The organism is Mycobacterium sp. (genome assembly GCF_035633495.1).
In the GTDB taxonomy this organism is placed as follows: domain Bacteria; phylum Actinomycetota; class Actinomycetes; order Mycobacteriales; family Mycobacteriaceae; genus Mycobacterium.
The window spans coordinates 1-14,269 of sequence record NZ_DASQEU010000011.1 but is presented as its reverse complement, the minus strand read 5'-3'; the positions used below and the strand labels follow the sequence as shown (position 1 = coordinate 14,269).

The 14,269-nt window shown below is 65.4% G+C and carries 13 protein-coding genes and 1 pseudogene; 1 reads left to right on the top strand and 13 read right to left on the bottom strand.

All coding sequences use genetic code 11. The features are described from left to right. Positions 1 to 97: 97 nt before the first annotated feature. From VET27_RS01735 to VET27_RS01695, 9 genes and pseudogenes are all read right to left on the bottom strand, one after another. Positions 98 to 340, bottom strand: coding sequence for an acyl carrier protein (locus tag VET27_RS01735; RefSeq protein WP_526514654.1), 243 nt, complete (start codon positions 338 to 340; stop codon positions 98 to 100). A gap of 14 nt (positions 341 to 354) precedes the next feature. Beyond that, positions 355 to 1,569 (bottom strand): 2-oxo acid dehydrogenase subunit E2, encoded by a 1,215-nt coding sequence (locus tag VET27_RS01730; protein ID WP_526514653.1) that lies wholly within the window; start codon positions 1,567 to 1,569, stop codon positions 355 to 357. After that, entirely contained in the window at positions 1,569 to 2,543 is a 975-nt protein-coding gene (locus tag VET27_RS01725) for an alpha-ketoacid dehydrogenase subunit beta (protein WP_526514655.1), read from the bottom strand. The genes VET27_RS01730 and VET27_RS01725 overlap by 1 nt, the downstream gene beginning before the upstream one ends. Further along, a complete protein-coding gene (gene pdhA, locus VET27_RS01720) occupies positions 2,543 to 3,520 on the bottom strand; it encodes a pyruvate dehydrogenase (acetyl-transferring) E1 component subunit alpha (RefSeq protein WP_526514652.1) in 978 nt (325 codons plus the stop codon). The genes VET27_RS01725 and pdhA overlap by 1 nt, the downstream gene beginning before the upstream one ends. Then, positions 3,517 to 5,310, bottom strand: coding sequence for an acetate--CoA ligase (gene acsA, locus VET27_RS01715; protein ID WP_526514651.1), 1,794 nt, complete (start codon positions 5,308 to 5,310; stop codon positions 3,517 to 3,519). The genes pdhA and acsA overlap by 4 nt, the downstream gene beginning before the upstream one ends. A 10-nt stretch (positions 5,311 to 5,320) precedes the next feature. Continuing rightward, positions 5,321 to 5,572 carry a hypothetical protein gene (locus VET27_RS01710; RefSeq protein ID WP_526514650.1) on the bottom strand — a complete coding sequence of 84 codons (252 nt, stop codon included), beginning with the start codon at positions 5,570 to 5,572 and terminating at the stop codon, positions 5,321 to 5,323. A gap of 97 nt (positions 5,573 to 5,669) precedes the next feature. Next, positions 5,670 to 5,868: pseudogene (locus VET27_RS01705) on the bottom strand (FAD-binding oxidoreductase); the annotation flags it as partial. Positions 5,869 to 5,981: 113 nt separating this feature from the next. Continuing rightward, positions 5,982 to 6,836, bottom strand: coding sequence for an SDR family oxidoreductase (locus tag VET27_RS01700; protein WP_526514649.1), 855 nt, complete (start codon positions 6,834 to 6,836; stop codon positions 5,982 to 5,984). 34 nt (positions 6,837 to 6,870) lie between these two features. Further along, positions 6,871 to 8,286 carry a wax ester/triacylglycerol synthase family O-acyltransferase gene (locus tag VET27_RS01695; protein WP_526514648.1) on the bottom strand — a complete coding sequence of 472 codons (1,416 nt, stop codon included), beginning with the start codon at positions 8,284 to 8,286 and terminating at the stop codon, positions 6,871 to 6,873. 144 nt (positions 8,287 to 8,430) lie between these two features. Between VET27_RS01695 and VET27_RS01690 the strand changes: the two genes are divergently transcribed. Next, entirely contained in the window at positions 8,431 to 9,651 is a 1,221-nt protein-coding gene (locus VET27_RS01690; protein ID WP_526514647.1) for an alpha/beta hydrolase family protein, read from the top strand. Positions 9,652 to 9,708: 57 nt separating this feature from the next. Here the strand turns inward: VET27_RS01690 and VET27_RS01685 are convergent, their stop codons facing one another. The 4 genes from VET27_RS01685 to VET27_RS01670 all read right to left on the bottom strand — a co-directional run bounded on the left by VET27_RS01685 (position 9,709) and on the right by VET27_RS01670 (position 13,369). Further along, on the bottom strand, positions 9,709 to 10,623 hold the full coding sequence (locus VET27_RS01685; protein WP_526514646.1) for a cytochrome c biogenesis CcdA family protein: 915 nt from the start codon (positions 10,621 to 10,623) through the stop codon (positions 9,709 to 9,711). 12 nt (positions 10,624 to 10,635) lie between these two features. Continuing rightward, entirely contained in the window at positions 10,636 to 11,142 is a 507-nt protein-coding gene (locus tag VET27_RS01680) for a protein disulfide oxidoreductase (protein WP_526514645.1), read from the bottom strand. Between the two features lie 366 nt (positions 11,143 to 11,508). Next, entirely contained in the window at positions 11,509 to 11,967 is a 459-nt protein-coding gene (locus tag VET27_RS01675; RefSeq protein WP_526514644.1) for a hypothetical protein, read from the bottom strand. Between the two features lie 418 nt (positions 11,968 to 12,385). After that, positions 12,386 to 13,369 (bottom strand): hypothetical protein, encoded by a 984-nt coding sequence (locus tag VET27_RS01670; protein WP_526514643.1) that lies wholly within the window; start codon positions 13,367 to 13,369, stop codon positions 12,386 to 12,388. Positions 13,370 to 14,269: the final 900 nt, after the last annotated feature.

The window sequence follows — 14,269 nt, the reverse complement described above, 5'->3', positions numbered from 1 at the left end:
AGGTGCACACCATGCCCGCGGACGGGACGAAGGTAGCGGACAGTGCGGAGGACGGATCTTTCAGGACGACGGAGGGCAGCTGAGCCACCGTCGGATTCTAGCCGCGCTGGTCGATGTAACTCGTGAGATCGTCGATCGTGCGCAACGACGCATACTCGGACTCCGGGATGTCGACCTCGAACCGCTTGTGCAGCCGGACCAGGAAGTTCAGCCAGTCCATCGAGTCCAGGTCCACCTGGTCGCGCAGCAGCTCCGTATCGCTGAGGTCACCTTCCTCGATCTCGGGCGCGATCGCGGTCAACTCGGACACCACGCCGTCGCGGATCTCGGTCTTGGTCATCTGGGCTCGCCTTTCTACAGTTCGCCGGGCTGCTGGAGCAGCCGGTTGACTTCGGCCAGGAGCAAGGCGCCGCGATGGCCGTCGCTGGCCCGGTGGTCGGCGGACAGGCTGGCCTGCACGGTGGTGGCCACCCGGATACCGCCGTCGACGACGACCACCCGCTGGGCGGGCTTGCCGAAGCCGACCAGCGCGACCTGCGGCGGATAGATGACGCCGAACACCGCATCGACGCCCTTGTCGCCGAGATTGGTGACCGTGATGGTCGCGTCGGACATCTCCGAGCTGCGCAGGGAACCGGCTCGCGCGCGCGCCACCAGATCGGTGAGGTCGGCCATCAGTTCGTCGAGCTTCATCTCGGCCACGTCGTGGATCGCCGGGGCAACCAGCCCGCCGCCGCGTAGCGAGATCGCCACGCCGACATGCACCGCCGGGGCCGGCTCGAAGCCGTCGTCGCGCCAGAAGCCGCTGAACTCTCCGAAACGCTGGGCGGCCAGTGCCACCGCTTTGAGTTGCAGCACCGCCGGCAGCAGTCGTTCGGTGATCGGCCGGTTGGTGTTGTGTTCGGTGAGCCAGCCCAGCGCCGTGTCAAGGATGACTTCGTCGGCCAGGTAGTAATGCGGGATCTCGCGTTTGGAGCGTCCCATCGCCGCCGCGATCGACGCGCGCATGGCCGCGCCCCGTTCGACGGCCTTCTGCGCCGCGGTCTTGGCGACCGGCTCCGCTGTGACGACGGGCGGAGCCGGTTTGGGTTCGGCGTGATGGATGGCGGCGGCGGCGTGCTCGACATCGGTGAGGGTGATCGCGCCTTGCGGCCCGGTTCCCATGACGGTCTTGAGGTCGACGCCCAGCGAGGTGGCGGTCCGGCGCGCTACGGGGGATACCCAGAGCCGGTGCCCGATCGGCGCCGGCGCCGGCGCCGGCGCGGTTCCAGGTGCCGGCGCGGTTGCCGCCACGGCTGCCGGCACGGTGGCCTGCCGCGGTTCGGGTGTTTCCCCTGACTCCAGCAGCGTGGCCAGCGGGCTGCCGACCGCGACGGTCTGCCCGACCGGCACCAGCAGCTCACCCACGACACCTTCGTGCCAGCACTCGATTTCCACTGCGGCCTTGGTGGTTTCGACCACGGCGACCACCTGTCCGCGGGTGACCGTGTCGCCGGGCTTGACGAGCCACTCGTCGAGGGTGCCTTCGTCCATGTCGGCGCCCAGCGCCGGCATCGTGAACTCGATCATCAGCGCTCCCCGAACAGGCCGTGCACGGCTGCCATGATCTTGTCGGCTTGGGGCAACGCCGCTTCCTCGAGGTGTTTGGGATAGGGGATGGGCACCTCTTCGGTACACACCCGGGCGATCGGCGCGTCGAGGTCGTAGAAGGCGCCCTCGACGATGCGGGCCATGATCTCACCGGCCAGGCTGCCGGTGCGCCATGCCTCGTCGACCACCACGGCGCGGTGCGTCTTGCGCACCGACTCCAGAATCGTCGCGTCGTCCAGCGGCCTGAGCACCCGCAGATCGATGACCTCGCAATTGATCCCGGCCAGCGACAACTGATCCGCCGCGTCCAGCGCCTTGGGTACGCAGCCCCCGTAGGCGATCAGGGTCACGTCGGTGCCGCTGCGCCGCACGGCGGCCCGCGCCAGGTCCGTCGCGACCAGGGCGTCGACGTCGGTCGAGGTGTTGTACAGCTGAACATGCTCGAAGATGACCACCGGGTCGGGCTCGGTCAGCGCGGTACGCAGCATGCCGTAGGCGTCGGCCACCGTGGCCGGTGCCACCACCGTGATGCCGGGGATGTGGGCATACCAGACCTCCAGGCTGTGCGAGTGCTGGGCCGCCAACTGGCGCCCGGCGCCGGTGGCCATCCGCACCACCAGCGGAACCGAGAACTGGCCTCCGGACATATGCCGCAGCGCCGCAGCGGTATTGACGATCTGATCCAGCGCCAGCAGGCTGAAGTTCACCGTCATCACTTCGACGATCGGCCGCAGACCGTTGAGTGCGGCCCCGATACCGATGCCGACGAAGCCGAGTTCGGACAACGGCGCGTCGCGGATGCGCTCCGGCCCGAACTCCTCGAGCAGACCCTTCGACGCGGCGTAGGTTCCGCCGTAGCGGCCGACGTCCTCGCCGAGTAGCAGGACTCGCGAATCCTCGCGCATGGCATCACGGATGGCGTCGTGCACCGCGTTGCGGTAGTTCGCCTTGATCACCGGGCTTCCCCTGTCGCCGGCGTCATCAGGTCTCTGGTGAGATCCTCGACGCTCTCCAATGTTCCGGCTTCGGCATAGGCCACCGCGTCGGCCACCTCGGTGTCGGTCGCGGCTTCGATTGCGGCGACGTCGTCGGTGGTCAACGTGCCGTCGGCGAGGCATTGCTCGCTGAAGAGGTGGATCGGATCGCGTTCGCGCCAGTGCGCGACCTCGGCCTTGTCCCGGTAGAGCTCCGGGTCGAACATCGAATGCGGTCGGAACCGGTAGGTGTGGAACTCGATGAAGAACGGCCCGCCTACCGTGCGTATGTGCTCAGCGCCCTGTTGGGCGGCGGAATGGCAGGCCAGCACGTCCATTCCGTCGACGGAAATGGCGGGCACCCGGTAGGACGCCGCCTTGGCCGTCAGATCGGTCTGGGACAGTTCGCGATCCAGCGCGGTCCCCATCGCGTACATGTTGTTCTCGCAGCAGAACAGCACCGGCAACTGCCACAGTTCAGCCATGTTCATCGACTCGTGGAAAGCGCCCTCGGCAATGGCCCCTTCACCGAAATAGCAGGCGGTCACCTGGTTGCGCTTGAGCTGCTTGTCGGCGAACGCCAGCCCGACCGCCAGCGGCAGCCCGCCGGCAACGATGGCGTTGCCGCCGTAGAACCGCCGGCCGGCGTCGAACAGGTGCATGGACCCGCCGCGGCCGTGCGAGCAACCTTCCAGTTTGCCGAACATCTCCGCCATGATCGAGGTCATCGGCAGACCACGAAGCAGCGCGTGCGCGTGGTCGCGGTAGGTGGCCACCACGGCGTCGTCGGGCCCCAGCACCCGCAGCGATCCGGCGGCGACCGCCTCTTCACCGACGTAGAGATGCAGAAAGCCGCGAATCTTTGCGGCGCTGTACATTTCGGCGCACTTCTCTTCCAAGCGCCGCACCCGGATCATGTCGGAGAGCAGCCCGTACGCCAAGTCACGGTCGGTCACAGCGACGCCTCCTGACGTGGTGTTACGGATTCGACGGTGGACGTATCGCCCTCGGGCAACCCCAATTCGCGGGCCTTGAGCAGACGGCGCATGATCTTGCCGCTGCGGGTGTGCGGCAGCGCGTCGACGAAGTCGATCTCCTTGGGCGCCACCGCGGCTCCGAGGCGTTTGCGCGCGTGTCCCATCAGATCCCGGCGCAGTTCCTCGTCGCCGGTGTAGCCGACTTTGAGGGTGACGAACGCCTTGACCAACTCGCCGTAGGTCGGATCGGGCTTGCCGATGACGGCGGCCTCGGCCACCGCGGGGTGGTCGGTGAGCACGTTCTCCACCTCGAACGGTCCGATCAGGTGACCCGACGACTTGATGACGTCGTCGGCGCGGCCGATGAACCAGAAGTAGCCGTCGGCGTCGCGCTTGACCAGATCTCCGGACAGGTAGAGCCCGTCGACGAAGCATTTGCGGTATCGCTCGTCCTGGTGCAGATAGCCGCGGAACATCGACGGCCAGCCGGTGCGCAGGGCGAGTTCGCCTTCGACGTCCGGCTCTTTGACGACGGTGACGGCGCCCGCCTCGTCGCGATGCACCACGCAGGCGTCCACGCCGGGCAGCGGCCGACCCATCGACCCCGGCTTGATGTCGAAGGCCGGGGTGTTGGCGACCATGATTCCGCCGGTCTCAGTCTGCCACCAGTTGTCGTGAATCGGCAAGCCCAGCACCCGCTTTCCCCACCAGACCGCTTCGGCGTTGAGCGGCTCGCCGACGCTGGCGATGAACCGAAGGCTCGGGAAGTGGTACTTGGCGGGCAGTTCGGGGCCGGCCTTGATGAGCATCCGGATCGCCGTCGGGGCGGTGTACCACACCGTCACTGCCGCGTCCTGAAGGATCCGGTACCACCGCTCGGCGTCGAACTCCGCCTCGTCGATGATCGAGGTGACGCCGTGCAGCAGTGGGGCGATCACCCCGTAGGAGGTGCCGGTGACCCACCCGGGATCTGCTGTGCACCAATAGATGTCGTCAGGGTGTAGGTCCAGCGCGTAGCGGCCGGTGATGTAATGCATCGCGGCGGCGCCGTGCACGTGCAGCGCACCCTTCGGGGTTCCGGTGGTGCCGCTGGTGAAGTGCAGCAGCGACGGATCCTCGGCGGTGGTGTGCTCGATCGGTGCGTCGTCGTCGGCTTCGGCCATCAGCCGGGCGAAGCTCAGGGTGCCCGGGATGTCGTCTGCGGCGGGGTCGCCCCCGACGAGCAGAATGTGTTTCACCGACGTCAGCTCGTCGCGGATCTTGGCGATCTTGCGCTTGTAGATGGCAGCGGTGGTGACCAACACCGTGGCCGATCCGATGGTGACGCGGGTGGCGATCGGTTCCGGACCGAACGCCGAGAAAAGCGGCGACACCACGCTGCCGTTGCGCAACGCGCCGAGCATGCTGACGTAGAGCTCGGGAACCCGTCCCATGATCACGAACACCCGTTCGCCCTTGCCGACGCCCAGGCCGCGCAGCACGTTGGTGAATCGCTGCGTCAGACGCCCGAGTTCGGCGTAGCTGACATCGTGGGTCGAGAGTTCGGCGCTGCCGGGCGAGTCGGCGATGAACCGTAACGCGGCGCGGTCGCGTTGCGGTCCCTCGGCGTGCCGGTCGACGGCCGCATAGGCGATGTTGCAGCCGGCCCCGCCCATCCCGGTACAGAGGTTGGGCACCTGCGACCAGGTGAACGTCTCGCGGGTCTGCTCGTAGTCGGCCAGGTTGGGTGCTACCTTCAGATCACCCGCGCCTTTTCCGATGATGTCCATTCGATGCCTCCTAGGCATGCGGCGGCGCGAACACGCCGTCGCTGCGGGCCCGTCCCATATTCGCCATCACCCGGTCCACCACGGCGCTGTACACCGCGCCGTCGTTCAGGACGTCATAGCGCGTGTGATGGCGAAGGTAGGCGTCGAGCCGCCGTTCGAGCGGCCAGTCCCAGTAGTTTCGCCCGGTGTATTGCGAGCAGAGGAAATCCCACGCGATGGTGTCGAGTTCGCGGTCGGCATCCTCAGCCGGACCGGCTTGCATCATCACAGCCCCTCACTGATTGACCCTCGATGTGATCGTCGTCGCAGCCGGAAGGTCTCAAAAGGGACGAAAGTCACACAAGTAAGGGCCTGGGTCCTCAACCCGCGAGCGGGTCGGCCTGGATGTCGTCGGCGGGAGCGCCCTTGGCCAGCAGTGCGGCCTGGCGCACGTGCAGTCCCCGCGGCGGCTTCACGTCGGGGTAGTCGGGCGGCCCACGGCGGATCGTTGGCGTACTCCGATACCGGTGACACCGAGAGCCACGGGTTGCAGGCTGCGATCTCCCACAGGGTTCGGAGCTGCAAGTCTGGTTTGCCCTAGCACCCCGCGACCAGGCGTTTTCGCTCACCCATTCTCGCAGCGAAGATACTTCCCAACCTGAATACGCGGCGCACCGCCGGCGAGTTTTCCCTTACTCCCGGCGAGTCCCGGCTCTGAACCGTTTGAAGTACGACAACAAGCGATATGCCGGCACAGGCCTCGGCCAGTCGTTGGCACGGAAGTACGCGTCCGTTCCGCCATCGACGAATACGACGCTCCCGCAGAGGAAGTCCGCAGCATCCGAGAGCATGAAGAGCACCCACTCGGCCAGCTGCCCAGCATCGCCGAACCCGCCGGTCGGGACGGGGAAGGAACGAACGAGTTTCGCTCGCTTCGGCGTTGACAGCTGCTCCTCGAGAAGCGGCGTCATGATCGCGCCCGGAGCCAGAGCGTTCAGGCGTATGCCCGCGCCCGCCCACTCGCTCTTCACTGCCGCGCGTCGAACCCAACGGCTGACGGCGATCTTGGATGCGGCGTACAGGATCGGCGAAGCATTCTTGCCGAACAATCGGGTAGAGCAAACCGCCTTCGCGGCGTCATGCTCGAGGAATGCCCGCACGGTGCGTGCGGGAACCGCGGGTGTCGTCGTGGTGGAGTTGCTTGAGAAGACAACGACTTTCGCGTGGCCGGCGGCAGCCAACGCCGGTCGCCAAGCGTCAAGGAGGTCGACGACACCGAGGTAGTTGACCTGGGCGATCAACCGCGGACGGTCGGGTCCTTGGCCGGGGCCGAGACCGGCGGCGAGGACGGCGCCGTCCAGTCTGCCCCCCGACGCCGCCAGCACGCCGTCGGCGGCCGCCCGGCGTCCCTCGACGCTCGACAGATCGGCCACGATGTCCGCCTGCTTGATGTCCACCCCAATTACGGTGTGGCCGGCATCGCGCAGCTTCTCCGCGACCTCGCGGCCCATGCCGGAGGCCGATCCGGTGACTGCGTAGATACCCATGAGCACCTTTCCTTACCTCTGATGGGTGGCGGCTTCACGTCGCCACTGCGACCGCAGTCTCGAGTTCGACAAGCGCACGCTCGGTCAGCAGTATGAGCGACTCGATATCCGGCATCACGTTGCGGCCGGAAACATAGCCGAACGTCACGCGGTCGGCATAGGAGCACATCGTCACATTCAGTGCCTGACCGTTGATGGCGGTCGACACGGGATAGATTTCCTCGAGATGCGCCCCGTTCCAATACATCTCGGCCTGCGGCCCGGGAACGTTGGAGATCGACACGTTGTAGCCGCGACGCAGCCGCGGCGCGAACGGCATCATCGGCCACAGGACCGTGGACGCGATACTCGGCACGAGAAGCAGCATCGTCGCGTTCGACCCTCGTCTCGCCACCTGGTCCTTTGCCCACGTCATTGCACGATGGACGTGGGCCAGCCGCTCGGCTGGATCGGCCAGGTTGGTGCCCAACGGGCACAACTCCAAACCGAACAGGTTTCCGTGCCTGTCCTCATCAGACGCGTGCTCGCGACCGCGCACCGTTAGGGGGCAGATTGCCACCAGCGACTTGTTCGGCAGCTCGCCGTGCGCGGTCAGCCACTCCCGCAGCACTCCCGCTACTACGGTGGTCAGCACGTCGTTGGCGGTCACCCCGGCCGCCTCCTGGACTGAGCGGATGCGGGATTTCGGCCAACTGGCCCCCGCGAAGGTGCGCTCGCGGCCGAGTCGGCCGTTGAACCTGGTGTAGGGGGCGCCGACCGGTAGGACGGCAGTCCCTGCCCCGAGGCTGGCGACCACCGTTGATATTTCGCCGAGGGCTACTTGGCGAACGAAGTTCAGCCCCGAGGTGACGCCGTTGCGCGCCGCGCGCACGAGTGACAACGGGTTGGGGATCAGTCCGTGTGAGGTAGCACCATGCTCGTCGGGTTGCTTGGGGGCGGTGGCGTAAAGCGGCCGCATCGACCGGCTTTCGGGATCGGTAGTCAGCGCATCAGCGATCACCTTCAATCCGGCGACCCCGTCGACGACGGTGTGGTGCACCTTGATGTAGAACGCGAATCGACCGCCCGCCAGACCGTCGATCACACACGCCATCCACATCGGCCGCGACCGGTCCAGCGGCTCGCTGTGTAGCTCACTGACCAGCTTCCACAGCACTTCGCGATCTGCGCCCGCAGGCAGTGTTCGGCGCTGTATGTGCTGGCGCATGTCGATGGTGTCGTCGGCACGCCACACCCAAAGGCCTGCGGTGTCGATGCCCACGTGTGGGTGCCGGCGAAATCGCGGATCCAGGTCTGCGGTGTCGGCCAACGCCTCCTGATACAGCTCGTCGACATACCCGGGCCCGGCGTCCGCGGGCGGGGACAGGATCAGCAACGCGGCGGTGTGCAGCGGGTCGGAGAGCAGCTCCGCCGTGATCATTGCCGCATCCAACGGCTCCAGCGGGTCCATTGGCCAGACCCCAACCCCTTCGACCGATCGGTATCACGACATCGTCGGCTTCTGCGACGCCCGCCCACAAGTGGCGAGCGGCCGCATCGGGCAGGCCCTAAGCCCCTATGCCGCCCGGCAGGCCTGAGGCTAGCGTCCCCGAACATGGCAGCACCCGACAACGACGAACCGCCGGCGGTTGCATCTCAACGGCCTCCCCGCGGTTCCGGTCCACTGGACTACTTCGTCAGGCCGTTTCGACGGACCGGCCGTTACTACGCTCGATCATGGCGGGACTATCTCGACGATCAACCGGATGAACTCCCCGTCGCGCGACCCACCCTCGCGCTCGCTGCACAAGCGTTCCGCGACGAAATCGTCCTCACCGGCTTCCGAATGTTCCAGCCCCTCAGCGACACGCACGTGTTCGAACGAATCAACCGCGAAGTGCGGGCAGCGCTCGAGTTCTACGGACAGCTTGGGTATCTGGACAAGCCCGAAGAATTCTTCGCGAACCCGCCGCCGCTGCAAGACGTGACGGTCCGGCCGGTCAAGACGCCCGGACGCTCCTACGAACGCATGGTCTTCGACAGCGGGTACGAGCCGAACGTGGGCGAACCGGGCCGTGAACGATGGCTGGGGTATACCGCCAACAACCGTGAGTACGCGTTGCTACTGCGACACCGGGAGCCACGACCCTGGCTGGTGTGCGTGCACGGTGCCGTGATGGGCCGGGGTCTGCTCGACCTGACGCTGTTCCGTGCCTGGCATCTTCACGAGGATCTCGGCCTCAACGTGGTCCTCCCCGTCCTTCCGATGCATGGCCCACGTGCGCTCGGCCTGCCACAGGGCGCAGTGTTTCCCGGCGAGGACGTGCTCGATGACGTCCACGCCGCGGCTCAAGCGGTGTGGGACGTGCGCCGTCTGCTGTCCTGGATACGCGTGCAGCAGCCGGACTCGCCAATCGGCCTGAACAGCATCTCCCTCGGTGGTTACATCACATCACTGGTCGCCAGCCTCGAAGAGGGACTTACCTGCGCGATTCTCGGCGTCCCAGTCGCCGACCTGACTGAACTGCTCAAGCGCCACTCCGGGATGAGCCGCACCGACCCGCGGCGCGAGACCGTAACGCTGGCGGAACCGCTGGGCCGGATGGTGTCGCCACTGTCGCTGACTCCCCGGGTTCCGATGCAGGGCCGCTTCATCTATGCCGGGGTCGCTGACCAACTCGTGCACCCGCGCAAGCAAGTCGTCCGCCTCTGGGAACACTGGGGCAGACCCGAGATCGTCTGGTACAAGGGCGGTCACACCGGGTTCTTCCAGTCTCGGCCAGTGCAGCGGTTCATGGACGCCGCGCTCGTCCAGTCAGGGCTCGTCGATTCGTGATGAAGATGACCGCCACCAATGTGCTCCGAGCGGCTATCGTCCGGCGACGGCTTCGCCCTACTTTCGAGCGACCTTCGCGACGTTGGCTACGGTCCGTCGTCCGCCCCGGTTCCGGCCTGCGTGCAGCCGTCTGACACGCCAAGCCCAAACCGACGCACCCACGATCGACACGACGAGCACGATCATCCACGGCCAGGACCCGTGCCAATGCACCCAGCCGGCGATGGCACCCTGCAGCCGTCCCGCTCCCGCAATCACCGGATCCGCGGGATTGCCGCCCGCATTGAACAACTGGACTTCGTAGTAGCCGTAGTAGGCGACATAAAGCCCGACCAGGATCAATACCGCACCGCCAATGCGGTTGACATAGGGCAGGATTCGCCTGATTCGGTCGGCCAGCGCAGAGCCGGCGAGTGCGACCACGACGGCCAACGCGCCGACCACCAATGCGAAGCCGCCCGCGTACGCCACGTAGATCCATACCCGGCCACGGACGGAAGTACCGCTGAGGCCGGCACCGGTCACCGCCAGAAACGGACCTACGGTGCAGGATAGCGAGGCGACCGCATAACCCACGCCGTAGCCGAACATCGAACCGAGCCTCGATGTCGGCGCCCCCGATGCGCTGCGGGCCATGCGGTTCGGCACCAGCAGGCTCAGCTGTGGCCCGCTAACCAGCCAGATCCCAAGCGCCACAAGCACAATGCCAATCACGAAGGTGACGTCCGGTACATACCGCTGCACCGTGGACGCCAGCGAGACGGTCAGCAACCCAAAGACACCGAACACCGTAAGGAAACCGAGCGTCATCGCCGCAGTCGCAGCCACGGCGCGTCCGACCGCGGCCGGAACGCTGTTTCCGTTGCCCCGCACCACCAACGCGAGGTAGGCGGGCAGCATCGCGAAGCCACACGGATTGAGCGCTGCCACCAGTCCGGCGGCGAACGCCAGCCCGACCAGATCTTGCTGCACTCGGCGCGGCTACTACGTGCCGAGCGCGGAAACCCGCTCCTGCAGTTCTTGCTGTGGCATCACTGCGGTCGGGTTGTTCACGAACGTCGATGAGCCGTCGGCGCGATATAACACGTACGCGGGCTGCCACGGCACGTTGTAGCGCGCCCAAATGGAACCATCGGCGTCATTGATATTCGTGAAGTTCAGGTTGTACTTCGACACGAAGCCCTGCATCACCGCGACGTGGGAGCGAGCGGCGACGCCCACGAACGTTACCTTGGGGTTAGCGGCGGCAACGCTGCTCACCGAAGGGGCCTCGGCATTGCAGAACGGGCACCACGGCGTCCAGAACCACAGCACGGCGGGTTTGCCCTGCAGAGATGCACCGTCGAAGGTCGCACCGCTGATCGTCGTTCCGGAGAAATCAAGGCGATCGTCGGCGAGCGCCGCGGGAGGACTGGTCAGCGCCAACATGAGCGCGGTGGCAACCACAACGTGGACAAGTGATCTGCTGAGTCGTAGACGATGACGAATCATGACGACTCCTCTGCGCCCAACCTACGTGCACCCTGCGTCAGGGGTGACCCTTTTGACACGGGTCCAATCGCTTCGCGGTTCACCGACGCCGGAACGGGAAGGAGTTCGCGATTGGTCCCCAAGTCCCCGCTGGCCGTTCCTTCGGGACAGATTCCGTGGCTACTCCGGCGGCTGGCAACCGTGCCGATACAACCGGCCCCTGCAACTCGTCGCGATGGTCCAGACATTCATGGGTCGCCGTCGATTTCGAAGTAGTAGCCATTGAGCAGCGCGGGTCCGACCGGCCACCCTCACGGCATCGCCTCGGCCCAAGCGATATGTGGCACAGACGATGACCGCAACCCACCTGAATTGCGCTTTCGGAATTCAGGGAGCCAACGTCGCCTCACCGGGCGGCGGAGCTGCCGGACCGGCGGGAGGCGGCGGCATCCACAGTGTCATTGACGGGCCACCGAAATCCGGCGGCGCGGGCGTCGCCGCGGTCGCTGGCGGGCCAACTACTTCGTCCGGTGGCGGCGGTGGCGGCGAGGTTTGAGGCGGCTCCAGGATGTTATTCGTGGTCGTGTAGGTGCCGTCTTCGTAATGGTCGCAGTGTGTGACACCGCTGATATCCCGGTAGCAGCACGTGGAGTACCTCTTTAAATCAATGACGATCGTGGTGTACGAGCCACCGGCTTCATTGCATTCGCTGATGATCGTCGATTCAGGGATCGCGTGGCCGGCGGGGGCGGTCAGCATCATCGCGCCTGCTGCGATCGCGCCCGCAGCGGCGAGGCGGGTGGCGTGCGCGAGGCGGCGCCAGTAGGTGGATGTATGGGGTGACATGGGCGCTCCCTGCAGTTCGGCGCATGTGGCCTACACGAGGCCTAGACGAGGCCTAGACGCAAATCCCCGAACTTGCCGGAAGGTCACCACGATTGATGTCGAATAGGGGTCACTATCCGCCTGTCAGCTGGCCATGTCTAGCGAATCGGGACACGGGCCAGCGTCGCAGGCGAGAATGATTGCCGAGCCAGATTCGGTCTCGGGCTGCGCAGACGCTTGCGGCGCTTGCCTTTCGCCATCATTGTCAGTCCTCTCGACTCGCGTACGACAGCGTTTCGCTGGCGATCTTGCCGCGATACGCCGTCGGGTCCACATAGCCTGGCGGGGTGCCGAATTCACTTTCCTGTTGCGCGTTTACTTGCATCGCGTCGTCGCGCCATAGCTCGCACCAACCGCCGAAAGGCGTGTTCGCCATCGCTTAGACCGCGATGCCGGTCGGACCGGTGTAACTGCCCGTCGTGAGTCTTATGCAGACCGCACTAGATCGGTGTCTCACGCCAACGCCGAAGCTTCTGGCGGCGTACGCCTCAATCAGCGGGTAACGCTGATCGCGGCCAGGAATCAGCCGCAAGCCCTGATAGGCCGAGTTCGGATGAATCCGCACACCTACCGCGTTGGCCGTGCTGTTGGGTCCGCTCGTCGCGACGACTGCGACGTACCCCTGTGGGATCAGGTTGGAAGGAATCACCCACGCCTCGCCATACGAACCGAGCACCTTTAGACCGGCGAACTCGGCGGGTGCGACCTGGCCGACGATGTTCTGATCGGTCAGATACGGCGGCGCGTCGGTGGACGGGACGAAATCCCATTTGGCTACCAGTCCCGACGTTTCAGGAGACACGGCCACGCGGGATTCCTTACCGGCCCGCCAGGTCGTGATCGCTTCGGCCTGAATCGGATTCGCGAGGATCAGGATGCGCGCGTTGTTAACCCGCCCATAGCCTTTCGTGATCATTCGCACGGCGTCTTCGATGTCCTGGCTGTCGATGATGTTCTGGCCAGACGCGATGTAGTGCGCCGTGGACGAATCGAATTCGAGGGCTAGATGGGGTAGCGGTGCCAGGCCGTCGGTGCCATTCCACAGACCAAATACGCGGTTGCCCTGTTCGTTGACGCGCTCCGTAGGAGTGAACAGCCTTTGCAGAATCGTGCCGGGAACCAGCCTGTTGTCGGCTTCCATGACGTTATTCCAGACCTGATCGATCTGGCGGCGCGGTTCATCCCGTAGGAATTTCCACGTGTAACGAGTTGCCAAATCGTGGTCCTCAAATGTGTAACCGGCGAGAAGCGCCTCAGCACCGGCACCCGCCTTTGGCACGCCAAACTCCGATGCCTCTTCGAACTGATATGAGGCCAATGACTGGGGAACAGCTTCGGCGACTTCGGTTGTGGTGAAGGCCAATAGGTTTACGATTGCGCTGCCCGCTGGCCGGTTGCAATTCGTGGTCATCACTTTACGCGGGGAATTCGTTAATCCATGCTGCCGCAAGCTAATCCGACCATTTGAGCGCCGAATTGGTGCCGTTCCGTCTTATGGCGATTGAATCCCGTTCGGTGGTGTCGCGCTTTCGCCGTCTCTGGGTTGGCTGCGCGGCAGGAAATCGGGTCCACTCCCGCCCGGGAATCACACCGGCTGAATGCTCTTCGTGGCTCTCGGGAGCGCTCAGCGGCCCACCGACAGCGCCGCGACGATGTGTCGCGATATCGCGGAGCGGGTGGCCGGGCGCTGGCAAACACCCATCGCGGTCCACAGATCGTTTGCCGTTGCCTGCCAAACGGCTGGCGCTTGTTGACGTCTGTTGGGCTGGTGTTGGGCTGAGGGCGTTTGCAGACCTCGACGGCGACGTCAGGCCCCCTCGAAAGGGGGCCTGACTAGGGTGGCAGGTACAGGATTCGAACCTGTGTAGGCGTAAGCCGACGGATTTACAGTCCGCCTCTCTCGGCGTTTGTACCGTCAAGCTGTGTTGGTATATCGACATAGTTGCAGGTGACGCGGTTGGCTCTGTTGGTCACGGCAACCTACGGCTAGGTGTGCTGCGGACGGCCTGCGGACGACCAGCGGATTGCACTGGACGTGCCAGCAGGTCAGCAACTCGCGAGTCAAGCGTCGGCCCAGCGCTGAGTGCGAAGAGATCGGTACCTAGATTGCCGACTGCCGTTGGCGACCATCTAATCCGCGCTCGAAGTGGTCGACTACTTCATGACGCAGGCTCAGGTCGCGCGCTAGTGGTCCAGCGCACTGGTATTCACCAAGCGGGATCAACTGGCCGATACAAGCTCGTTGTATTGACGCTCAGCGGCG

Coding starts and splice junctions, on each gene's coding strand:
- VET27_RS01710 (WP_526514650.1), bottom strand. CDS start 5,572: ATGCAAGCCGGTCCGGCTGAGGATGCCGACCGCGAACTCGACACCATC.
- VET27_RS01700 (WP_526514649.1), bottom strand. CDS start 6,836: ATGGGTATCTACGCAGTCACCGGATCGGCCTCCGGCATGGGCCGCGAG.
- VET27_RS01690 (WP_526514647.1), top strand. CDS start 8,431: ATGGCAGCACCCGACAACGACGAACCGCCGGCGGTTGCATCTCAACGG.
- VET27_RS01680 (WP_526514645.1), bottom strand. CDS start 11,142: ATGATTCGTCATCGTCTACGACTCAGCAGATCACTTGTCCACGTTGTG.
- acsA (WP_526514651.1), bottom strand. CDS start 5,310: ATGGACATCATCGGAAAAGGCGCGGGTGATCTGAAGGTAGCACCCAAC.
- VET27_RS01675 (WP_526514644.1), bottom strand. CDS start 11,967: ATGTCACCCCATACATCCACCTACTGGCGCCGCCTCGCGCACGCCACC.
- VET27_RS01730 (WP_526514653.1), bottom strand. CDS start 1,569: ATGATCGAGTTCACGATGCCGGCGCTGGGCGCCGACATGGACGAAGGC.
- VET27_RS01695 (WP_526514648.1), bottom strand. CDS start 8,286: ATGGACCCGCTGGAGCCGTTGGATGCGGCAATGATCACGGCGGAGCTG.
- VET27_RS01735 (WP_526514654.1), bottom strand. CDS start 340: ATGACCAAGACCGAGATCCGCGACGGCGTGGTGTCCGAGTTGACCGCG.